We start from the raw sequence: 22,047 nt of genomic DNA on the forward strand, positions 1-22,047 counted from the left end.
AAGCCATGAACACACTCCCCTATGACTGGACGGAGGACATGTTATCTCCACTCGGAGAGCGTGGAATCGTAATTCGTTGTGGCGATACGCTATCTGAAGAGGTACACCAGAGGGTGATGTCGGTATGTGCTTTTTTGGGGAAGAGGTCTGTGGCGGCTGCTGTGGAGTGGGTGCCTTCCTATTTGTCTGTCACTTTGTTTTACGATCCATGTGTTTCGTCTTACGGGGAAATCAGCATTTTTTTGCTACAACAACTTAACCGGCTCAATGAATTAAAACAGCCAAATGAGCTGATTGAACGAAATGAATTGAATCCCTCAAATCAATGGGGAAAATCTAAAGGTTTGCAATCCGCTGAGGGGATAACTTCCCGGAGGGTTGTGTCCATTCCGGTATGCTACGGTGGAGAGTTTGGACCTGATCTGGGGTATGTGGCTAATGAACATGGCTTGACGATAGAGAATCTCATTACGATCCATTCTTCTGTGGATTACCTTGTACATATGATTGGATTTGCTCCTGGTTTCCCGTATTTGGGAGGGCTGCCTGAGCGAATTGCCACTCCAAGGCGGGCAACGCCAAGGCTTCGAGTAGAGGCAGGAACGGTAGGCATTGGCGGTTCACAGACCGGCATTTATCCGGTGGCGACGCCAGGCGGGTGGCAATGCATTGGGCGGACACCTGTCCGTCTGTTCCGCCCGGAGATGAATCCTCCAAGTCTGCTTGAAGCTGGCGACTATGTGCGTTTCCAGCCCGTAACCATGCAGGAATTCTTGGAACTGGCACGGAAGGAGGAGGAGTGATGAGTATGGAGATCATTCGTCCTGGTTTGTTAACGACCGTTCAAGATGAAGGTAGAATCGGATATCGCCGTTATGGTGTGCCAGTTGGAGGTGTCATGGACACGTTTGCAGCCAGAGCGGCGAATATACTTGTCGGTAACTCTAGGCGTGAAGCGGTACTTGAAATTACGATGGCCGGGCCGGAGTTGCGACTGCTTCAAAATCAGCTGATTTCGCTCTGTGGTGCAGATCTTGGTGCCACGGTAGATCAGCAGCCTGTGCCCATGTGGCGTCCTGTGCTATTACAGGCTGGGAGCATATTGAAATTTGGTGCGTGTCGACACGGCTTGCGTGCATATTTGGCGTTTGCTGGCGGGATCGATGTGCCTGAAGTGATGGGCAGCCGAAGCACGGATCTCAAAACAGCACTTGGTGGTGTTCACGGGAGACCTCTGCATGTGGCAGATGTGCTTGAAACAGGTATCATCTCGGATGAAGTTCAACAATGGATAAGCGTAATGCACATACAATTGGGTAAAAACAAACCTATAGCGGCTCCTACATGGCTTTTATCAGAGAGGGAGAGACCCGACTATTACGGTAAACCTATCATTCGAGTGATGCAAGGTCAGGAGCATTCGTATTTCACCACAGAGAGTCTCAAGCAGTTTTATGCTGAAGATTATGTGGTTTCTTCGCAATCCGATCGCATGGGATACCGGATGCAGGGTTGGCGGTTGGAGCTGGATCAGCCGTTGAATCGTTTATCCGAGGCAGTCACCTTTGGCACGGTCCAAGTACCTTCGGATGGGCAGCCCATCGTATTAATGGCGGATCACCAGTCAATTGGGGGATATTCTGTGATTGCACAGGTTGCTACAGTCGATTTACCTGTTCTGGCTCAATCCAGACCGGGAAGCCGCATATCTTTTGCACCCATTACGCATGAAGAAGCCCGCAGCCTTTATATCCAAAGAGAGCGAGGCCTGCGACTGCTGAATCAACTGATTCGTAGGAAAATGGCCGAAACGGAGACGATATAATGGACACTTCCTATAAACTGGATATCAATTGTGATCTCGGTGAGAGTTATGGAGCTTATCACATGATGATGAGTTCCGATGAGGCCATCCTGCCTCTAATTACGTCGGCAAATATCGCCTGTGGATTCCACGCGGGTGATCCTGCCGTCATGCGACTGACCGTAGAGCGGGCAATGGCACATCATGTAGCAATTGGTGCTCACCCGGGGTTGCCTGATTTGCAAGGATTTGGTCGAAGAATGATGGAAATTACGCCTCGGGAAGCCTATGACATGGTCGTATATCAGATTGGGGCACTGGATGCTTTTGTCCGTGCCAGTGGAGGGCAACTGCATCATGTCAAACCACACGGGGCATTGTACAATATGGCAGCAGCTAATGCGAATCTTGCCGAGGCCATTGCCGAAGCGGTCTATAAGGTGCAGCCGGAACTATTTTTATACGGTTTGGCAGGCAGTGAATTGATCACAGCGGCAAAACGAATCGGTGTGCGCGGTGTGAATGAAGTGTTTGCGGATCGGACCTATGGTTCGGACGGCAGGCTAACACCTCGCAGTCATGAAGGTGCACTTATCGAACGGCCTGAACAAGCGCTGGATCAGGTAATTCGTATGATCAAGGACAGGGTAGTCATATCTACGGATGGAGCTCCTGTTCCCATCATCGCAGATACGGTTTGCATCCATGGTGACGGTTCACACGCGCTGACATTTGCTCAAGAGATTCGCCACATGCTGGAAGATGAGGGTGTCACGCTGACCGCTTATCAAGCGAAATAAAATATTGAGGGCATGATATGAATCGAAAATGGAGGAATTGCATACGATGAAACCTATACGGAATTCGGCTAAAGCGGTCATTGTTCAGGATGGCCGTTTGTTACTGATTCGTTTACAAGATCAATATGGCGATGCTCATGTTTTTCCTGGAGGTGGGCAGGAGAAGGGGGAAGAACTGAAAGATGCGGTTGCAAGGGAATGTCTGGAGGAGATTGGTCAGGCCGTGGATGTAGGTGAACTTTTACATATTCGTGAATATATCGGTGCCAATCATGAGTTCGCCGAGTGGGATGCGGATATCCATCAGGTGGAGTTTTATTTTACATGCTGTCTGGTCGATCCGAACGTATCGGTCTTCGAAGGCTCTAATCCGGATGATCATCAGGTTGGCGTGGAGTGGGTTGCGCTTGAGGATCTGCACAAGATCCGATTGTATCCCAAAACTATTGGTGAATTGCTGTGGAATAAAGGAGAGCAACGCATTTACCTTGGGGATCTAAATTAAATAACATTTCCAAATTTGTACGTGTACGTTCTGGTTCAGGGATTCATCATGGGTGAGGCGGGTACACTATAAGTACAGGCGTATGTTACAAGGGCTGTCCTTGAAATGTACAATTGTATGGCTTACATTACGGAGTCTATCTCCAATTGAAAGACAAAGACTTTTAAAAATCATTTACATCCAGGATCGTTTTAAAAGCTTTTGGGGTTGGAGCGCTTCTACCAATGGAAGAATTGCAGCAGTAGTGGAAGGGACGAAATCGATTCTCAAGAAGCAAGTTAACCGCCCGTTGTTTTGAATTTAAATTCTAACTCTAAATTTGAGGAATTGTGTGTAGTGGAGAGAACGGAATCGATTCTGAAGAAGCGAAGCGCTCGCCTTTATCACCGGATTATTTACCTTTAGAAAATTCAATAATAAATCCGGGGATAACAGCGATCAAAAGAACGATCCGTACTCGTAACGCTCAGCACAATTCCTCAAACATTTCCCCATCCCGAAAGGAGCAACTCCCATGAACCAGAATGAATTGGAACAAAACATTGTAAAGGCTTTGGAGAATAATCCGTATTGCAGCTTCTCCACCGTAGAAAACGGGAAGCCGAAGTCCCGTTATATGGCTCTTTTCAATGATGGATTAAATATTCATCTGGCAACCAACCGTCGTACACACAAGGTCGAGGAACTGCAGAGCAATCCCAATGTTAGCCTGCTGCTTGGTTACGAGGCTGGAGGCACCAAGGAAGTCGTGGAAATTGAGGGTACGTGTGAAGTCACCAAAAATGAAGCCTTGCGTGAGCAAGTGTGGAAGGATGAGTTGAAGGCATGGTTCGATGGACCTAATGATCCCAACTATGTGATTTTGGATATTACACCTGCACGAATTGAATATACAGGCAAAGACCATGAGCATCATGTGTGGGAGCAGTAGATCCAGGTGTAAATTGTAAATCTAGTAAGTCCTAATTGTAAAACCATCTTTTCGCAGCCTCGTTGTCAGGCGACGAAAAATTACAGTCATAGATCAACCGTGAACGCCGTCTTTTGGCTTCGCGGTTTTTTTTAGCATAATTCCAAGTAGCATAACGGGTTCCTGATGTAATAGTGATGTGATATACGTAATTTTAAGTATTCACACCCTAATTCCTTCCTTAAAAACTGCGAAACATGTCGAAAACACGCATGAAAATGTAAAGTTGGTCAAGTATGTGCGGATAACGTAAAAATTAATGCTTTTCAATGGTTTAACATTACGTTATGATTTGATATGTAAATACACGTACAGATATGAATAGATGTTCATGTGAGATTAACTAACCTGAAGACATCAATGAATACTCATTGAATCATCAGCACGCACAACCCATGAAATCTATTATTTTCTGTGCCTGTGTTTGCTGTATGGCATGATTTAATGTACATAAACCGGGAGGGGTTATTTTTGAAGAGAAGTAAGAAAGTATTAGCAAGCCTGACTGCCGCTTTCGTTGCATTTAACGTGCTTGCGGTATTTCCAGTACCTGTATCGGCAGCAGATGCAGCCAAAGTCAAATTGCGGATCATGGAAACAACGGATATCCACGATAACTTGATCAACTATGACTATTACTCCGACAAAGCGACGGATCAATATGGACTGGCTAAGACAGCTACGCTGATCAAAAAGGCCCGCGAAGAAGCAAAAAACAGCCTGTTGTTCGATAACGGTGACCTGATTCAGGGTAACCCGATGGGAGACTATGTAGCGAAGATTGATCCTCTGAAAAAGGGTGAAACTCACCCTGTATATAAAGCGATGAATTTGCTCGATTATGATGCAGGCAACATCGGTAACCATGAATTCAACTATGGTCTGGATTTCCTTGATATGACGCTGGAGGGAGCGAACTTCCCTTACATCAATGCCAATGTCTATGTAGACGATGGTGATCAAGATGAAACAAATGACAAAAACTACTTTACACCATACAAAATTTTGGACAAAAAAGTAACAGATGAGAATGGTAAGGAGCATACCATCAAAGTGGGTGTGATCGGCTTTGTGCCGCCACAAATCATGCAATGGGACAGTGCTAACCTTGAAGGTAAGGTTATTGCCAAGGATATCATCGCTACTGCGAAAAAATTTGTTCCGAAGATGAAAGCTGAAGGTGCAGATATTATCGTAGCTATCCCTCACTCCGGATTTGAGGATATTCCGCAAACCGATCTGATGGAAAACTCCGTATTGTACCTGAGCCAAGTGGAGGGCATTAATGCCATTCTGTTTGGACATGCCCACAAAGTATTCCCTAGTGCGGATTTCCAAGGCAAAAAGGGAGTAGATCTGGAGAAAGGTACAATTAATGGTGTTCCTGCTGTAGAGCCAGGCTTCTGGGGTGACCATCTCGGAATCATTGATCTGGACCTGGAGCAAGTGGACGGCAAATGGCAAGTCGTTGATTCCAAAACAGAAGCACGTCCAATCTACGATACTGCTAACAAAAAACCGTTGGTGGATGCAGATCAGGCGATTGTAGATGCGGTTCATGACGAGCACGAGGGTACACTGAAATATGTACGTGGCCCGGTTGGCGAGACAACAGCACCAATCAACAGTTTTTTTGCTCTGGTGCAGGATGACCCATCCATTCAGATCGTGACGAATGCACAAAAATGGTACGTGGAAAAGAAATTACAAGGCACGGACTATGAGAAGGTTCCAGTCTTGTCTGCGGGTGCACCTTTCAAAGCAGGTGGACGCTCCGGTGCCTCCTATTACACCAACATTCCTAAAGGTACGATCGCGATCAAAAACGTAGCAGACCTGTACGTTTATCCGAACACGGTACATGCTGTAATGGTCAATGGCGCTGAGTTGAAAGAATGGCTGGAATGGTCAGCAGGCCAATTCAACCAGATTGATCCGGCTAAAGGCGGTCAGCAGCAATTAATTAATATGGATTTCCCGACGTATAACTTTGATGTTATCGATGGTGTAACCTATCAGATTGACGTTACACAACCGGCCAAGTATGACAGCAAAGCAACGGTTGTTAATGCGTCGGCAAGCCGGATCAAAAACTTGAGCTTTGAAGGAAAGCCAGTAGATCCAGCACAAAAATTTATCGTAGCAACGAACAACTATCGTGCGTCTTCATCCAAATTGGCTAACCCGGACGGCAAACGTATCGTTCTGGCTGCACCGGATGAGAACCGTCAAGTAATTATTGATTATATTCGTGAGAACAAAACGATTAACCCTACAGCAGATGGAAACTGGTCACTCGCACCAATTAAACCTTCTGCAGGGGTAACAGCGGCAGCGCTGAATGACCTTGAGGTGGTATTTGCCTCTTCTCCAGATGCGAAAGATCTGGTAGAAGCGAATCCGGCCATGTCTTTTATTGGTACTAATAAAGATGGTTTCGCAGAATACGGATTGAAACTGACAGGTGAGGCAGCGACAGCACCTAAACCAGAACCAAGCCCAGCTCCGACACCTAAACCAGAACCTGCGCCAGCACCGAAGCCAACACCTGCACCTAAACCACAGCCGGAAAAACCAACTCCGAACCATAAAGTCATACATGTGGTGAAAAAAGGGGACAATCTGTACCGCATCGGCTTGAAATATGGTGTGGACTGGCGTTTACTTGCAAAAACAAACCAGATCACAAATGTGCACAACCTGAAAGTCGGACAACAAATTATTATTCCTGCTTCATAAAGTCTAATAAAGGGTATAGTCAAAAGACTGGCAGTCATCAGACTGCTGGTCTTTTTTGTGGCGAGAAAGAATACAAATGTTTCTATATACGTCATATAGGAAGTCATCAAAACAATAGAGATTAATTTCTAGACCCATGATATACTATTTACAAACTTTGGGTATAAACGTGGTAACATTAATGATGTAGCTCGATAAACTGGCAAGGGGGTTCTACATGAATTGCAGTGGCTGCAGTCCGATCTATCCGATAGAGGGTAAAGGTACGTTGTACCTGCGTCCCGTCTCCCCTGCTTTGCTGGAAGCGCTGCAAACCAAGGGAAGGCATCTTGCATATTCAGAAGAGATGCTCTGGTTCGATTTTTCAGATGTACAGGAGTTACAGGATCGGATTGAAGAGATTATACAGATGGAGAAGATATTATCGATTTCCCTGACCGTTCAGTTGAAATCCGCTGCGGATAAGCTGATGAATGATCTTAAGGGTGAATGGATAAGTCTGTCTATGCAGCACGCCAGAATCAAATATGCTGATATCGTTTCCACTATTTTGGAACGCCAGTTTAGCAGTTATATGCAGCCGATTGTAGATGCCTCAGAGTGCATTATCGGATATGAGTTTTTGCTTCGTCCGGCTGAACATGGGAGAGTATTTAGCCCCTACGAATTGTTTGAAGTAGCCCGCGAAACGGGACTGCATTCGTTTTTGGATCGCACTGCTCGTATTTCGGCCATTGAAACCAGCGCCAGATACCTGCCTCGCGGTGTGAAGCGCTTTGTGAATTTCCTGCCTTCTTCTATTTATAACCCCGAATATTGTCTGACACATACATTTGAGGCGATTGAACGTCTCGCGCTGGATCCAAAGGACTTCGTTTTTGAGGTTGTGGAGACCGAACAGATTCAACAACTGTCTACTTTACAACATATTTTTGAGGTTTATCGTTCTCGTGGTATGTCGGTAGCCTTGGATGATGTAGGTGCCGGCTATTCAACAATTGAGTTAATGAACCGGTTAGAGCCGGATTTTGTCAAAATTGATCGCAGCCTGATTGATCATTGTGATCAGGATCGAATGAAACAGGAGAAGATTCTAAATATTGTTCAGGTATCCAGTAGATTCGGGGGTAAAGTGCTAGCCGAGGGGATCGAACGAATGGAGGAATTTGACTTCTGTCGCTCGGTTGGCATCGAACTTGCACAAGGATATTATTTTGGTAAACCTGTAGCACATCCTCCGGATGGTCCATACACAGGTCCATCGTACAGGGCTGCAAGATAGATGCCGTTCATCTGTAGACTAAACACTAATGTTCAACATAACATAACATTACAGCACAAGTCACTTTCCCCTTGAAGTGGCTTGTTTGTTGTGAACTTTGTTTTTATTCAAAAAAACCTCTTCATTAGCCGATATATAGTATAGACCAATAGAAGTTCATACATAGCTGGGAGCATAGTGACATAATAAAAGGGGGAGAACCGATTGAAAGAGACTACGGAATACCAGCAAGAAATTACGAAGAAACCTGTCAAAACAAAAGAGAATAAGAACAAAAAGAACAGTAAAAAGAAAGCTTTTGTCTGGAATATCCGAAATAAAATGCTCGTTTCGTTTTTGGTTGTTCTCTTGGTACCGAGTTTGGCAATTGGATTAGTATCATTGTATATCGCGGAAGATACGGTACAAGGGCAGTTGAATGACAGCGCCTTGCAGAGTTTAAGTACAGCCAATAAAATTGTGGAAAGTCAGGTCAATAACAAAATCTATGACATTAATTTTTTCTCGGATTCACTCGATCCGTCCTTGATCAAAGGAGAAAATGATAGCACGGAGCTTCAAGCCAAGCTTGCTCAGTATCTGGGACTGCATCCGGATGCTTTGAATATTTTTGTAGGATCGACAGAAGGAGTCATAGTCCGCGGCAAGCCGACAGCGAGTAGCCAGCGAGGAGAAGCTTTTGATCCAAGAGAGCGCGAATGGTATAAGCTGGCAATGGCTAACCCAGGTACTGTTGCGGTTTCACCTGTCACCAAAAATACAGAAGGCGTCGCGGTTGTTTTTATCTCCAAAACGCTTAAGGATCAATCGGCTGTTATTAGCTTGTCTCTTGATTTGTCTGATCTACGGGATCAGGCTGCGATTAAGGTTGGTAAAGAAGGGTACGTTATTATCCTGGATCAAGACAAACATGTTGTTGTATCACCTGTGCAGGAAGCAGGTACAAAGGAAGACAGCGGAGCATTGGATCAAATGTATGATAGTAAACAAGGCCAATTTGACTATGATTACGAAGGTCGTTCCAAAACAATGATTTTCTCTACCAATGAAGCAACTGGCTGGAAAATTGCAGGTACGATGTTCAAGAGTGAAGTCACCGATGCAAGTAAGGAAATAAGGCTCGCTACCCTCATTGTTCTTTTGGCTTCTGTGTTCTTAGCCCTAATCTTTATTATCTGGTTCACTCGTTCGTTAGTTCGTCCGATTAAACGGTTGCAGGAAAATGCAAGAGCTGTAAGTAAAGGCGACCTTACCGTGAAGATGGATAGTAAACGTAAAGATGAAATGGGTGAGCTCGCGAAGTACTTTGAACGTATGGTGGATAACTTACGCATGATGATTCTGGGTGTACAGGAAACAGCGGAGCAAGTATCGGCATCTTCACAAGAGTTATCTGCGAGTGCAGACCAAACAACTAAAGCGATTGAACACTCGACAATGGCAATTCAGGAACTTGCTGAGGGTGCTGAGCAGCAAGTGAAGAGTGTGAAAGATGGGTCTGGACAGATGAGCCGCATGGCAGAAGATGTACGTCAGATGTCGGAGCGTGTTCAATCGATCACGACAACGATGAGAAGTACATCCGGGGCAGCATCTTTAGGGAATGAGGCAGCGGGAGAAGCTGTTGAACAGATGAATGTCATCCAGGAAACAGTAGAACAGTTAGGAGATGTTGTACAGTCCCTTAATGCCCGTTCGGTAGAGATTGGTAGTATGGTTGATGTCATTGCTTCTATATCCAAACAGACCAACCTGCTGGCATTGAATGCTTCGATTGAAGCAGCAAGAGCAGGGGATGCCGGACGTGGATTTGCAGTCGTAGCGGGAGAGGTACGCAAGCTGGCTGAAGAATCGGGAAGTTCTGCGGCTCAGATTGGTGAACTTGTGCATAATATTCGTCAAGACATGGACTCTGCCCTAACAGCGATGAATGCTGCCCAAAGCCGTGTTGGTGAGGGGATACAGGCTGTAAATACATCGGGACAATCCTTCGCCCAAATCAGGGGAGCTGTGGAGGAAGCTGTCCATACGCTGGATGAACTGTCCGAAACGACAAAACAATTGGAGAATGGCGCCTCCCATGTGGCGCAAACAATGACGGATATTTCGAATGTTACTCAGGAATCTGCGGCGAGTACAGAATCTGTATCAGCTTCATCGCAAGAACAACTGGCTTCTGTTGAGGAAATTGCTTCGTCCTCTGCACATTTGAATAGTATGGCTGAACAGTTACAAGGTTTGCTGGGTATGTTCAAAATGATGGATGATCCTTCTAAGGACAGCAGCAAATCCTGACCATTCAGGCGAAACATTCTTTTTCATAATATAGAAGAAAATAAATATAGACATTCCTCCTGTAGCCCTGTATAAATATATCGTCTGGTTCTTACGAGCAAGTGTGCGATGTATTTTAATTTAGGTAATGATCAATAAGCATATTGAGTCAGGACAGCAGGAGGAACTATGGTATATGTAGCAATATTAATATTTGTTTTGACGATTACGATGGTCATCTGGCAACCTCGCGGTATCGGTATTGGCTGGAGTGCTTCAGGAGGGGCAATCCTTGCGTTAGCAGCAGGGGTAGTCAGCCTGAATGATGCTTCCGATGTAGCTGCTATTGTATGGAATGCTACGCTCGCCTTTGTAGGCATTATTATGATTTCATTGATTTTGGACGAGACCGGGTTCTTCGAGTGGGCTGCCCTTCATATGGCTCGTCTGGCCGGAGGCAACGGACGCAGATTGTTCCTTTATTCTATTTTGCTAGGGGCGGCAGTGTCTGCCTTGTTCGCAAATGATGGTGCGGCGCTTATTTTAACACCCATTGTTCTAGCAATGGTGCGTGCATTAAAGTTTGATGAACGCATGGTACTGGCTTTTGTCATGGCGAGTGGATTCGTTGCGGATACGACCTCGTTGCCACTCGTGGTCAGCAATCTGGTGAACATTGTGTCTGCTGATTTCTTCGGCATTACATTTGTAGAATATGCGGTGCGTATGATCGTACCGAATCTGTTCTCCATTATAGCGAGTACGGTGATGCTGTTTTTGTTTTATCGCAAAAGCATTCCGCAGATGTATGATGTCTCGGCTGCTCGTGACCCGAAGGAAGCGATCCGGGATCCACGAGTGTTCAAGATTGCATGGTTTATGTTGGGACTGCTGCTGGTAGCGTATGCTTCCAGTGAATTCCTTCCGATTCCTGTCTCCGTGATTGTAGGTGCAGTGGCACTGCTTTTCGGTATACTAGCACGCAAGAGCGAAGCGGTGGATTTGAAACGGGTGGTCAAAGAGGCACCTTGGTCTATCGTTGTTTTTTCGGTGGGGATGTATATTGTTGTGTATGGTCTGCGTAATGCCGGGTTAACTGATCACCTGAGCAGCTGGCTGGATGCAATAGCGGATTATGGACTGTTGGCTGCATCGCTAGGTATGGGGCTGATCGCTGCGGTCTTATCATCCGTGATGAACAATCTGCCAACGGTATTAATCAATTTGCTTGCCATTCAGGGGGCACACACCGAGGGGATTGTACGGGAGGCAATGATCTATGCCAACGTCATTGGTTCTGATCTGGGTCCGAAGATGACGCCGATTGGGTCGCTCGCAACCTTGTTGTGGCTGCATGTACTGTCCCGTAAGGGTGTTAAGATTACATGGGGATATTATTTCAAGGCAGGCATCATTCTAACCATTCCAACATTGTTAATTACATTGGCTGGTTTAGCGCTATGGCTGTGGATTTTGGGATAATAACAAGCATTGAGCTAAAAGATTATAAAATAATTATGATTCAAAAAGGCTGTTCTCATCAGATGTGTTAAACACATCCGTTGAGACGGCCTTTTTTTGCTTTTGTTCAAATAAAGTTTCCATTGTTCTCTTATATAGAAGAAACTAACGAAGTGATCAAGTGAAGGGAACGGAATCGATTCTGTAGAAGCGAAGCGCCCGCCTTGTCTCGCAGTGTTTACATTCGGAAAATATAATCCATAACTATTTGGAGATAACAGCGGTCGTAAGAACAATCCGTAACCGGAACGGCTTGCATGGAGTAGTTCTTTTCTTGCCCCACCCTTGGCTAGGGATTCATTTTTGGAAACGAACGATTAAGCGCTGATCCAGCGGAGGGAACGGAACGATTGTGGAAAAGCGGAGCGTTCGCCTTTATCCCCGGATATATTTCTCTTAAATATACAATCAAATACATCCGGGGGTAACAGCGATTGAAACAACGTCCGTTCCCGAAGCGGCTACCAGCGCACAAAAATATGTTTCGTATGTTTCGTATTTTATCCGCAGTCACATTTTTAACATTGCGTTTACAAAACATTGATTTTCAGATGACATACCGAAACTACAATGATTAAAGAGTTGATGGTGATCACACAAATTCATAAAACGCCATCACTACATTGGGGGAGGAAAACAAAAAATGTTTAAAAAGTTGCCGTTTATTTTGATGACCTTAACGTTCGTACTGGTGCTTGCAGCATGCGGATCGAAAAATGACGCAGGTACTACAAATGGTGCCGCAAGTAATGGATCAGGAGAAAATACTGCTGCTTCTGAACTCAGCGGTAACATTCTGGCTGTTGGATCGACAGCACTGCAGCCTCTGGTAGAGCAAGCTGGACAAAAATTTATGGCAGTTGATCAATATAAGAACGTAATGGTACAAGTGCAAGGTGGCGGTAGTGGTACGGGCCTGACACAAGTTTCCGAAGGACAAGCAACAATCGGTAACTCTGACGTATTTGCTGAAGAGAAGTTGAAAGACGAAGCCAAAGCAAAAGAACTGGTTGACCACCAAGTAGCAGTCGTAGCTATTGCACCAGTAAGCAACAAAGATGCAGGTGTAACGGATTTGACGAAGGAACAACTGGTTGATATTTTCTCCGGTAAAATCAAGAACTGGAAAGATGTTGGCGGTAAAGATCAAGCCATCGTTATCGTTAACCGTCCCGGTAGCTCCGGTACGCGTGCAACTTTCGAGAAGTTTGCTCTGGGAACGAAAGTAGAAGATATTCAAGGTTCTATCCAAGAAGATTCCTCCGGTACAGTTAAGAAACTTGTATCTGAAACTCCAGGAGCAATTGGTTACCTGGCTCTGTCTTACCTGGATGACAAATTACAAGTTCTGAAATACGGCGGTGTTGAAGCTACAGTTGAGAACGTGGAAGCAGGAACGTATCCAGTATGGGCTTACCAACACATGTATACAAAAGGTGAGCCGGATGCAGCCACAAAAGCATTCCTCGACTACATGCTTAGCGATGAAGTTCAACAAAAAGACGTTAAGGAACTGGGCTATATTCCGGTATCCGGCATGAAAGTAAAACGCGATGCAGCAGGTAATGTGACTCAGTAACATTCTTTGAACTTGCGCATACAGCGAAAGAGGCGGACCCAGGTCCTGCCTCTTTGCGCGGTTTGCTCAGAATTTATCCCATATTTTGCACTAATTCTACTATAGAAGGATGGTTGTTATGGAACAGACCGAAGGGGGAACGGTAATGAACAATAAGCTGAAACCACGCCGACCCTTGAGAGAGAAACATTACTGGGAAGAGTGGACGGGACGGATCTACACGTCGATATGTGTCGTTTTCCTGATCGTTGTCATGTTTTCCATCGTATATTTTGTGGCGTCCAAAGGCTTATCAACCTTTTTCCAGGATGGTATAAGTCTGCGTGAATTCTTATTCGGAAAAACATGGAATCCGGCAGGCGAGCCTGCGGTTTATGGTGCATTGCCGTTCATCACCGGTTCATTTACAACCACCTTGCTTGCAGCGTTGATTGCAAGTCCGCTTAGTCTGTGTGCAGCACTCTTTATGACAGAGATTGTACCGGGTAAAGGTAAAAAAATTTTACAGCCTGCGATTGAATTGCTATCAGGTATTCCATCCGTTGTGTACGGATTCATTGGTCTGAGTGTTATTGTTCCCATGTTACGCAGCATCTTCGGAGGAGCCGGCATCGGAATTGCAGCCGGATGTCTGGTATTGTCCGTGATGATCCTGCCTACTGTAACAAGTATTATGGCAGATGCGTTGTCTGCTTTGCCTAAAGGCCTGCGCGAATCTTCTTATGCGCTTGGTGCGACACGTTGGCAGACGATCTATCGGGTAATCATTCCGACAGTGCTGCCTGCATTGCTGACAGGTATTGTTCTCGGTATGGCTCGCGCTTTCGGTGAGGCACTCGCCGTGCAGATGGTTATCGGTAATGCACCGCATGTACCGACATCCTTGCTCGAATCCGCTTCAACATTAACAAGTGTAATCACCCTGAGTATGGGTAACACCACGATGGGTTCTGTTCATAACAATGCATTGTGGAGCATGGCGCTTGTCCTGCTGGTAATGACCTTTGTATTTGTCATTCTGGTTCGCCTGCTTGAAAGGAGGAACCGTGTATGAGAATGAAGCCAAAAACAGCAGATAAAATTGCAACAGTAGTCATCGTGATTCTGGCTTTATTCATTGTTGTACTATTGCTCGGTTTACTCGGATTTATTCTGTTCCGGGGGATCGGTCAGATCAACTGGCACTTCCTGACGAGTGCACCGCAATTGCTCAAAGGCGGCGGCGGAATTGGACCGCAGCTCTTTAACTCTATCTTTTTGCTTGTACTAACGTTGATCATTACGATCCCGCTCGGTTGGGGCGGGGGCATCTATATGGCGGAATACGCCAAGCCGGGTCGAATTACAAGCTTTATCCGTCTGGTTGTCGAAGTGTTGTCATCATTCCCTTCCATCGTTATCGGTTTGTTCGGACTCTTGCTGATCGTCAATACGTTCGGCCTTGGATTCTCTCTCTTATCGGGTGCGATGGCACTGGCAATATTCAACCTGCCGCTGATGGTTCGGACGACGGAGCAAGCTTTCCGGGCCGTTCCCAAAGAGCAGAAGGAAGCTGGACTCGCTCTTGGTTTGTCCAAATGGAAGATCATTACATCCATCCTGTTGCCTGTGGCGTTACCAAGCTTGATTACGGGCACAATTCTGGCCTCCGGACGGATCTTTGGTGAAGCTGCAGCCCTGATGTTCACTGCGGGTATGAGTAGTCCACCACTGGACTTTACGGACTGGAATCCAACAAGTCCAAGATCACCGATCAACCCGTTGCGTCCTGCGGAAACACTGGCTGTGCACATCTGGAAAGTCAACAGTGAAGGCATTGGGCCAGATTCCAAAGAAATCGCAGCAGGTGCTTCTGCCGTGCTGGTTATTCTGGTACTGGCATTCAATCTGAGTGCACGCTGGATCGGTCGGGTGGTATACCGCCGGATGACAGCTTCGAAATAAGGAGGAATCCCACATGGCCATACCATTTGGTACGGAACAGTTAAGCATATATTATGGACATTTTCAAGCCGTGAAACAGATCAGCCTGACTTTTCCCGAAGCCAGTGTAACGGCTCTGATTGGGCCGTCCGGCTGCGGTAAATCGACATTTCTCCGTTCATTGAACCGGATGAATGATGAGATTGCAGGTTCGCGCACAGAGGGGCACATCTGGATGGATGGTAATGACCTCAACGAACCAGGTACGGATGTAATCAAGCTTCGTCAGAAGATCGGCATGGTGTGGCAGAAGCCCAATCCTTTTCATAAGTCTATCTACAACAATATCGCATTTGGCCCCCGCTACCGCGGTACGAAGAGTAAGAAGGCACTGGATGAAATTGTGGAAAAAAGCTTACGCCGCGCAGCACTTTGGGATGAAGTAAAGGACAGACTGCATGAATCGGCCCTGGCACTATCAGGTGGTCAGCAGCAACGTCTCTGTATCGCGCGAGCATTGTCCGTTGACCCGCAGATTCTTTTGCTCGATGAGCCAGCATCTGCCCTTGATCCGGTATCTACGGGTAAAGTCGAGGAATTGATCTCGGAGCTTAAACAGGAGCTGCGCATCGTTATTGTTACCCATAACATGCAGCAGGCGGCACGGATCTCGGATTATACGGCTTATTTTTATCTCGGTAGTCTGATTGAACACGGTGAGACGGAGCACATTTTTACCAACCCGGACAATCGTCTGACGCAGGAATATATTATGGGTCGTTTTGGATAAAGTGGAACAACCACAGCGATATATTCAATTAGAGCATGATTTTGGGCACGAAAGTGTTCAGGGATCATGCTTTTTTTCGTTGTACGAATTTCACCAGTTCGGTGAGGAGTTTCCCCTCCAGCACCTATGATTTTGACTCTGTTGCTTCATATTGCATATGTATAAAGGAAGTAGGCTTTTTTTTAGACCTAAACAAAAGCCGTCTTCATCCATTCAGGAATGAAGACAGCTAACTTTATAATCTAAGAATTATTCTGGATAAAAATAGGGCGCATAGCCTTTACAATACTTAATTTTCTTGATGCATAAATTCATTAGTAGTTGGGGTCGATCCATTTACTGGAAAAATAGACGTATAATTTTTTTCTTGCTCTGACCATCGTTTGAGCAATAGCTTGTTCAGTTGTATTTAGCTCCTGTGCAATTTCCTTTTGTGACTTTTCGTTAAAATAGAACATCAATAAAACTTTCCGATAAGTGGGGCTCAACTCATTCATAGCATCATAAAGAGTTCTATTTCTAAGCTTATTCTCCACTTGTTCGGCTACACTAGAATGTAAAAAAGGAACCTCTTTATCTTTAACGATTGGAGGTTCCGCAACATGATGATATTTTTTTGTTTTTTTTAAAAGGTCATACATATGGTTTAAAGCGACCTTTTGAATCCATGCTTTAAAATTTTTGGTACATTTTAAACTAGGAGCGCTGGCAACTACCTTAAGAAATGATTCTTGTACAACATCCTCAGCCAGTTCATGGCTCTTTGTCAGATAAATGATATCACGGTAGATGAAATGCCAATAAGTTTTGTAGACAATTTTTTGAGTATCGCGGTCTAAAAGATGGAAATTGTTACGCAAGAGATACAACCACCGCAAATATTTCATGTGTACCCTCCTATGCAATTTATTCCACTAACCCTTATATGTAATTTATAACTCATATTATATCTAACAACTATATAATAGTAAAACATGGAAACTATGGAATGTTTATGAAACAATAATTTCCTGAAGCTTATACAAAGCCTCGAAACTTGTCTTCTAGCCTCTAAGTTGTATAGGTTTTGCGAAGAAGGTTGCCAATGTCCGGAAATTTCGACGAAATAGACATATTTTCTTTTCGTGCATTTTTATGAGAACACCTACGGATATTTTTAACCGTCAACTATTCACTATTTTTCGTGTGATTACAGCTTTTCAGGTGAAAACCATATACGATAAAAAAGTATATAAAACTTTACATTTTGGCTGATGTAGATTAATGTTAATGTATACAAAACTTTCTTTATAAGGGTGATTATTACCAGTGATTTTGAACAATGTACAAAAATTAAGAAAAGAAAGCGGTCTTACTCAAGAAGAATTAGCCAAAATTCTTCTTGTAACTAGGCAGACCATCGTCGCAATTGAAAACAACAAATTTAATCCAAGTTTAGAATTATCATTCAGAATTGCTGATTATTTTAAGAAGTCGATTGAGGAAATATTTTTTAGAGGGGATGATGAATTATGAAAATGGAGTACGTCCTTAATGGTAATTGCTTTTGTCATTGCAGCAGCTATGCCTTATATTATCAAGCGTAGGAAGCAAGTAAAGACGGGGATACCTTATGCGGATGAACGAGTTAAGCTAAGATTTTTTAAAATTTCTTTAAGTATTTCGAGTGTCTTTGGCTCTCTGGGTGTAATTGCTCTGGCCGTTCTCACACTTTTAGGGAAAGAGGTACTGGAAATCAGATATGTCTGGTTGTACCTACTTTTGTTTGTGTTCTCATTAAGCATAGCAGCGGTGATTTCAAAAAAATAAAAAGAGAGGAGTATCAATGCTTCTTTGTCCAACGTCCACGGTAATCTTCAAAACTCTCTCCATTTTGGCTTTTACGAACCCATGTAATGGACCTGTTACAATGAACTCCAACAGAGATGACAGTTCAGACGCTTAATGTGCCTATGACTACAGATTACAGGTCAACGTGTAACATTCGACAATTATTTACAAATAGCAGTGGTTGTATCGACACTCTGGAGCATTGGCTTTAAACGTTAACCTGAGACGTAACGGAGTGTTAATTAACCAATTGGTGCTTTATCGATTGGGGACCACGTTTAAGGGAGGGGGGATTTTCCAGATAGTAAGGGGCATGTTTGATAATGAAAACTCATCGATTAATAAAGAAGTATATCTCAAGGCGGGTAAATCAAATCAGTGATATGGTGCTGACTTACCAATGTCGCTGGTCTGGAGACGGAGTAGGACTTGTTCATGAATTAAACATAGACTGCCGGGCGTCCTGAGGTTCAGGAAGCTCTTTTTGTTTTTAGTAAGAACTTGGGAACGCGTGCACATAGTGTATCCATAATTATAAAGAAAGTATAAACTTTGCAGAATCATATGGAATCTTCGCTATAATTTAGTCATGGGAGGATGAAAGCGCAATGAAAGATAAGGATAACATACTGCTCGTGGAGGATGATCCGGAAATTGCTCGTATTCTATTAGACCATCTGCGTCGTGAGGGGTATGCCGTGACCTGGGCGTCGAGTGGACTGGAGAGCTGGGAAGATTTCAGAAATGGAGAATATCAGCTTGTACTGCTCGATCTGATGCTGCCGGAGATGGACGGATTTACGGTCTGTAAACATGTGAGGTTAATCAGTGATGTTCCGGTGTTAATCATGAGCGCACGTACACAGGAGGAAAGCAAACTCAAAGGACTTGGTTTGGGTGCGGATGATTACATTACGAAACCCTTCAGTCTGGCAGAACTCACWGCGCGAGTTGAAGCTCATCTGAGCAGATACCGCAGATATCAAGGTAGCCCATCCCCTTCGGTTCTTCAGCTGTACAATGACGGGTTGTCCATACATCCACTCAATCAGCAGGTGAGGTTGAATGGTGCCGATCTGCAATTAACAGGAAAAGAAAGGGCGCTGCTCATGCTGCTGGCTTCAAATCAAGGCAGAGTGTTTACCAAAACTGAAATTTATGAACATGTATGGGGTCAGCCAGCAGAGGAGAATTCTGGCACAGTTACCGTGCATATAAAAAGCTTACGTGCCAAGCTGGGTGACGAGCCGCACCAGCCGCGCTGGATAGAAACTGTATGGGGGAGCGGTTATCGCTTTATTGGAGAACGGATCAAATGAAGCTAAAATACTGGCTGATACTTGCGTTTCTGATCGTTATGTTGTTGCCCGTTGCAGCAGGGTGGGCATTATTTTCCCTATATAACTACTACGAGAACCAGCGATCTGTAAAGGAGTACGTAGAGTTATCCGAACGTCTTGCCCCCATTGAGCAGGTGCTGAATCATCCAACCCTTTACCAATTACAGTCTCCCGAGCGTCATCCAAGCCTCCCTAAGCTTGCGAACGAACAAATAAGTTTTAATCTGTATTTGCCTTCAGGCATTCGTGTGTTTACTTCTGGAGGGGATGCGCGGACAACGAGCGGATACACCATGAGAACTTCTGATCTATACCGAAACCTATATCATCTGCAGATTCGTCACCGCACGTTTTCGCTGAAAAAGCCGGTATGGCATCAGGGTGAACTGGTTGGCATTTATGAAATAACGATGCTGCGGCAAGATTGGCTGGATGGTATTTCAATTCGAACAACATGGGTCGTTAGCGGAGCAGTATTATTCTTTGGTCTGTTGTACGGCACGGTGCTGTGGTTATTATCACGCAAGCTTTTCTATCCTATGAAGATGTTGATGAATCGAATGCACACCTTTGCCCGTGGAGAGGAACCAGAGGGTATAAGGGGCCGCATACGTAACGATGAGATGGGTATGTTGTTACAGCAGTTTGATGCAATGCAACAAACGATCAGGCACACCCAAATGGAAGTGGAGAAGCAACAGAAGGAAAAGGAGATGATTGTGGCTTCTCTGTCTCACGATTTAAAGACACCGCTGATGTCCATCAGTGCCTATGCAGAAGCGCTTAGTATGGATATCCGTTCTGAACAATTGGAAAGACAGGAGTACAAAGAGGTTATTGCCAGGAATGTTGGACGTATGAAACAGATGATTGGGGAGCTTGAGATGTATACAGCATTAGGCTCCGATGATTCGGAGCTGGCTATGGTGGAGGTAGAAGGGGAAGAGTTTTTCGAAATGCTGCTTGGCAGTTACAGAGAACTTGCGGAACGTAAAAATTACACCATACAGATGTCTGTATGCACAAATCATTCCTACCGAATTCACCCTGAATCCCTGATGCGTCTGACCGATAATCTGGTGCATAACGCACTTCGTTATGCTCCACCGAGCGGCAAAATCGGGCTTGCAATCATTGATTCATCGGAGGAGTTACCTGAGTGGATCAATCTGTCACAGAGAGCGGAACTGGATACGTACAGAATCGGGGCGACTATAATATTGGTGCAAAATGAAGGTCCGGCAATCCCGCCAGAACAGCTGGAACGAATTTTTGAGCCTTACGTTCAATATCACAATCAGGAGAGACAAGGCTATGCAGGGGGCTCTGGATTAGGACTGAGCATAGCGAGAAGGATTGCATTGAAGCATGGGGGAGATATGCGCATGTGGTCCTCGGAACATTACGGAACTGTAGCAGTATGCGGGTTGCCGGAACTAGGAAATGGTGGTTTTTCAGAGATATTAACGAAGGAGGATGAAGGATTATGATTAAAAGTGGATGGAAAGTACTAGGGGTAGCCTTGATCGCAGGTTCACTGTTTGCGGGTTGTGCCGAAAAGGAACTGCTTGGCATGTCAGGGGACGATATGATTGAGAAAATTATTACTGCCGAGTCGGAGCAAGCATCCTACTACGCAGAAGGTGTATTGAAGATGTGGACAGATGAGCAGATTACTAACACGATACAAGTGAAAGAATGGGTGGACGGAAAAACAGGACAAAAGCGGATTGAAACAGAGGACGGTGGGAATGTAAGCTATGCGGTTCACAACGGGTCGGAGATTCTGCTCTATGAAAAAGAGGCCAAGACTGCATTTTCGATGGACTCATCAACACTCCAGCAAGAACCTAACCCAACGCAGAAGCAAATGCTGCTGGATCAACTGGAACGAATGCGTGATACTCACAACGTGAAGATGCTGGGGCAAGAAAAGCTTCAAAATCGTGAAGTAATGCACATCGAATTGACCCCTAAAGATGGAAATTCGTTGTTAATGTCATCCCAGTATTGGATAGATCCCAAGAAGTGGACCGTTATTAAAGCGACGAGTACGTATGGCGATACCAAATCCGAGATTCTGTATGACGTGATCGATTATAATCCTGAGTTCACGGATCAGACGTTTACATTGGACATTCCTGCAGACGTTGAAGTGAAAAAAATGAATGATGTAATGAATAACAAAGAGATTACAATGGAAGAAGCAGAGAAGGCCGTAGGAAAGCCATTCTTACAATACGCGGAGGGAGATCTGCAATTATCGAGAATTGAGATGACTTCTTCCATGGGTGAACATAGCCGGGATGAGGTAACGTTATACTATGTGAAGAATGACAAGCCTGAGATCAGTATAACCGTATTTAAAGCACCTGAGGAAAATGTTGATGAAAAGCTGCTGCCGGATGAGGAGATAACAACAGTCCGTGATACAGAAGGCTCATATATGTCGATGATTCGTAATTTGTCATGGACGGAGGATGGGCTGCGGTACTCGATCATGGGAGAGAATGAAGCATGGACAGCTGAAAAACTACAGTCGTGGGCTGAATCTCTACAGTTTTCGAAGTAAGGTGACTAATATGCGAGTGCGGGGAACGCTGAACATTACGATCAGAGGATGCATATAAATATAGAAATTATAGATATAGATATAGAAAATATAAATCTTTTATTTCCAGGTAAAACCT

General features: G+C 44.8%; 19 protein-coding genes. 18 read left to right on the top strand and 1 reads right to left on the bottom strand.

Annotation, left to right across the window (positions count from 1 at the left end; translation table 11 throughout):
* Window positions 1-5: 5 nt before the first annotated feature.
* The 13 genes from pxpB (at window position 6) to pstB (ending at window position 16,187) form a co-directional block, all read left to right on the top strand.
* Complete coding sequence (gene pxpB, locus AB4Z30_RS12975) at window positions 6-803, top strand: 5-oxoprolinase subunit PxpB (RefSeq protein ID WP_441926905.1); 798 nt, start codon at window positions 6-8, stop codon at window positions 801-803.
* On the top strand, window positions 803-1,825 hold the full coding sequence (locus AB4Z30_RS12980; RefSeq protein ID WP_441926907.1) for a biotin-dependent carboxyltransferase family protein: 1,023 nt from the start codon (window positions 803-805) through the stop codon (window positions 1,823-1,825). Before pxpB ends, AB4Z30_RS12980 begins: the two co-directional genes overlap by 1 nt.
* Window positions 1,825-2,604 (top strand): LamB/YcsF family protein, encoded by a 780-nt coding sequence (locus tag AB4Z30_RS12985; RefSeq protein ID WP_441926909.1) that lies wholly within the window; start codon window positions 1,825-1,827, stop codon window positions 2,602-2,604. Before AB4Z30_RS12980 ends, AB4Z30_RS12985 begins: the two co-directional genes overlap by 1 nt.
* A 46-nt stretch (window positions 2,605-2,650) precedes the next feature.
* The gene (locus AB4Z30_RS12990) at window positions 2,651-3,109 is read left to right on the top strand and encodes an NUDIX domain-containing protein (RefSeq protein WP_441926911.1); all 459 of its coding nucleotides are present in this window, start codon (window positions 2,651-2,653) and stop codon (window positions 3,107-3,109) included.
* 514 nt (window positions 3,110-3,623) lie between these two features.
* Window positions 3,624-4,040: a pyridoxamine 5'-phosphate oxidase family protein gene (locus tag AB4Z30_RS12995; RefSeq protein ID WP_441926913.1), complete on the top strand. Its 417-nt coding sequence runs from the start codon at window positions 3,624-3,626 to the stop codon at window positions 4,038-4,040.
* A gap of 510 nt (window positions 4,041-4,550) precedes the next feature.
* The gene (locus AB4Z30_RS13000) at window positions 4,551-6,818 is read left to right on the top strand and encodes a bifunctional 2',3'-cyclic-nucleotide 2'-phosphodiesterase/3'-nucleotidase (protein WP_441926915.1); all 2,268 of its coding nucleotides are present in this window, start codon (window positions 4,551-4,553) and stop codon (window positions 6,816-6,818) included.
* A 217-nt stretch (window positions 6,819-7,035) separates the two neighbouring features.
* Window positions 7,036-8,100: an EAL domain-containing protein gene (locus AB4Z30_RS13005; RefSeq protein WP_441926917.1), complete on the top strand. Its 1,065-nt coding sequence runs from the start codon at window positions 7,036-7,038 to the stop codon at window positions 8,098-8,100.
* A gap of 204 nt (window positions 8,101-8,304) precedes the next feature.
* Window positions 8,305-10,395: a methyl-accepting chemotaxis protein gene (locus tag AB4Z30_RS13010; RefSeq protein ID WP_441926919.1), complete on the top strand. Its 2,091-nt coding sequence runs from the start codon at window positions 8,305-8,307 to the stop codon at window positions 10,393-10,395.
* Between the two features lie 168 nt (window positions 10,396-10,563).
* Window positions 10,564-11,856 (top strand): arsenic transporter, encoded by a 1,293-nt coding sequence (locus AB4Z30_RS13015; protein WP_441926921.1) that lies wholly within the window; start codon window positions 10,564-10,566, stop codon window positions 11,854-11,856.
* A gap of 682 nt (window positions 11,857-12,538) precedes the next feature.
* A complete protein-coding gene (locus AB4Z30_RS13020; RefSeq protein WP_434748279.1) occupies window positions 12,539-13,474 on the top strand; it encodes a phosphate ABC transporter substrate-binding protein in 936 nt (311 codons plus the stop codon).
* A 118-nt stretch (window positions 13,475-13,592) separates the two neighbouring features.
* Entirely contained in the window at window positions 13,593-14,528 is a 936-nt protein-coding gene (gene pstC, locus AB4Z30_RS13025; RefSeq protein WP_441926924.1) for a phosphate ABC transporter permease subunit PstC, read from the top strand.
* 2 nt (window positions 14,529-14,530) lie between these two features.
* Window positions 14,531-15,418 (top strand): phosphate ABC transporter permease PstA, encoded by an 888-nt coding sequence (pstA, locus tag AB4Z30_RS13030; protein WP_434753124.1) that lies wholly within the window; start codon window positions 14,531-14,533, stop codon window positions 15,416-15,418.
* A gap of 13 nt (window positions 15,419-15,431) precedes the next feature.
* Window positions 15,432-16,187, top strand: a complete 756-nt coding sequence (gene pstB / locus AB4Z30_RS13035) for a phosphate ABC transporter ATP-binding protein PstB (protein ID WP_441926926.1) — start codon at window positions 15,432-15,434, stop codon at window positions 16,185-16,187.
* Window positions 16,188-16,501: 314 nt separating this feature from the next.
* On the opposite strand, the gene AB4Z30_RS13040 is transcribed toward pstB, so the two are convergent.
* Window positions 16,502-17,074 carry an RNA polymerase sigma factor gene (locus AB4Z30_RS13040; protein ID WP_441926928.1) on the bottom strand — a complete coding sequence of 191 codons (573 nt, stop codon included), beginning with the start codon at window positions 17,072-17,074 and terminating at the stop codon, window positions 16,502-16,504.
* Window positions 17,075-17,495: 421 nt separating this feature from the next.
* On the opposite strand from AB4Z30_RS13040, the gene AB4Z30_RS13045 reads away from it, so the two are divergent.
* The 5 genes from AB4Z30_RS13045 to AB4Z30_RS13065 all read left to right on the top strand — a co-directional run bounded on the left by AB4Z30_RS13045 (window position 17,496) and on the right by AB4Z30_RS13065 (window position 21,929).
* Window positions 17,496-17,702 (top strand): helix-turn-helix transcriptional regulator, encoded by a 207-nt coding sequence (locus AB4Z30_RS13045; RefSeq protein WP_441926930.1) that lies wholly within the window; start codon window positions 17,496-17,498, stop codon window positions 17,700-17,702.
* 18 nt (window positions 17,703-17,720) lie between these two features.
* Window positions 17,721-17,996, top strand: coding sequence for a hypothetical protein (locus tag AB4Z30_RS13050; protein WP_441926932.1), 276 nt, complete (start codon window positions 17,721-17,723; stop codon window positions 17,994-17,996).
* A 629-nt stretch (window positions 17,997-18,625) separates the two neighbouring features.
* Window positions 18,626-19,336: a response regulator transcription factor gene (locus AB4Z30_RS13055; RefSeq protein WP_441926934.1), complete on the top strand. Its 711-nt coding sequence runs from the start codon at window positions 18,626-18,628 to the stop codon at window positions 19,334-19,336.
* Entirely contained in the window at window positions 19,333-20,847 is a 1,515-nt protein-coding gene (locus AB4Z30_RS13060; RefSeq protein ID WP_441926936.1) for a sensor histidine kinase, read from the top strand. Before AB4Z30_RS13055 ends, AB4Z30_RS13060 begins: the two co-directional genes overlap by 4 nt.
* Complete coding sequence (locus AB4Z30_RS13065; protein ID WP_441926938.1) at window positions 20,844-21,929, top strand: LolA family protein; 1,086 nt, start codon at window positions 20,844-20,846, stop codon at window positions 21,927-21,929. Before AB4Z30_RS13060 ends, AB4Z30_RS13065 begins: the two co-directional genes overlap by 4 nt.
* Window positions 21,930-22,047 lie beyond the last annotated feature (118 nt).

The sequence above is a fragment of the Paenibacillus sp. 2TAF8 genome (genome assembly GCF_052114825.1).
Lineage (GTDB): Bacteria > Bacillota > Bacilli > Paenibacillales > Paenibacillaceae > Paenibacillus.

Bases quoted from the DNA above. Each gene is read 5' to 3' on its own strand.
- pxpB (WP_441926905.1), top strand. From the start codon at position 6: ATGAACACACTCCCCTATGACTGGACGGAGGACATGTTATCTCCACTC.
- AB4Z30_RS12980 (WP_441926907.1), top strand. From the start codon at position 803: ATGAGTATGGAGATCATTCGTCCTGGTTTGTTAACGACCGTTCAAGAT.
- AB4Z30_RS12985 (WP_441926909.1), top strand. From the start codon at position 1,825: ATGGACACTTCCTATAAACTGGATATCAATTGTGATCTCGGTGAGAGT.
- AB4Z30_RS12990 (WP_441926911.1), top strand. From the start codon at position 2,651: ATGAAACCTATACGGAATTCGGCTAAAGCGGTCATTGTTCAGGATGGC.
- AB4Z30_RS12995 (WP_441926913.1), top strand. From the start codon at position 3,624: ATGAACCAGAATGAATTGGAACAAAACATTGTAAAGGCTTTGGAGAAT.
- AB4Z30_RS13005 (WP_441926917.1), top strand. From the start codon at position 7,036: ATGAATTGCAGTGGCTGCAGTCCGATCTATCCGATAGAGGGTAAAGGT.
- AB4Z30_RS13015 (WP_441926921.1), top strand. From the start codon at position 10,564: ATGGTATATGTAGCAATATTAATATTTGTTTTGACGATTACGATGGTC.
- AB4Z30_RS13020 (WP_434748279.1), top strand. From the start codon at position 12,539: ATGTTTAAAAAGTTGCCGTTTATTTTGATGACCTTAACGTTCGTACTG.
- pstC (WP_441926924.1), top strand. From the start codon at position 13,593: ATGGAACAGACCGAAGGGGGAACGGTAATGAACAATAAGCTGAAACCA.
- pstA (WP_434753124.1), top strand. From the start codon at position 14,531: ATGAAGCCAAAAACAGCAGATAAAATTGCAACAGTAGTCATCGTGATT.
- pstB (WP_441926926.1), top strand. From the start codon at position 15,432: ATGGCCATACCATTTGGTACGGAACAGTTAAGCATATATTATGGACAT.
- AB4Z30_RS13040 (WP_441926928.1), bottom strand. From the start codon at position 17,074: ATGAAATATTTGCGGTGGTTGTATCTCTTGCGTAACAATTTCCATCTT.
- AB4Z30_RS13050 (WP_441926932.1), top strand. From the start codon at position 17,721: ATGGTAATTGCTTTTGTCATTGCAGCAGCTATGCCTTATATTATCAAG.
- AB4Z30_RS13060 (WP_441926936.1), top strand. From the start codon at position 19,333: ATGAAGCTAAAATACTGGCTGATACTTGCGTTTCTGATCGTTATGTTG.
- AB4Z30_RS13065 (WP_441926938.1), top strand. From the start codon at position 20,844: ATGATTAAAAGTGGATGGAAAGTACTAGGGGTAGCCTTGATCGCAGGT.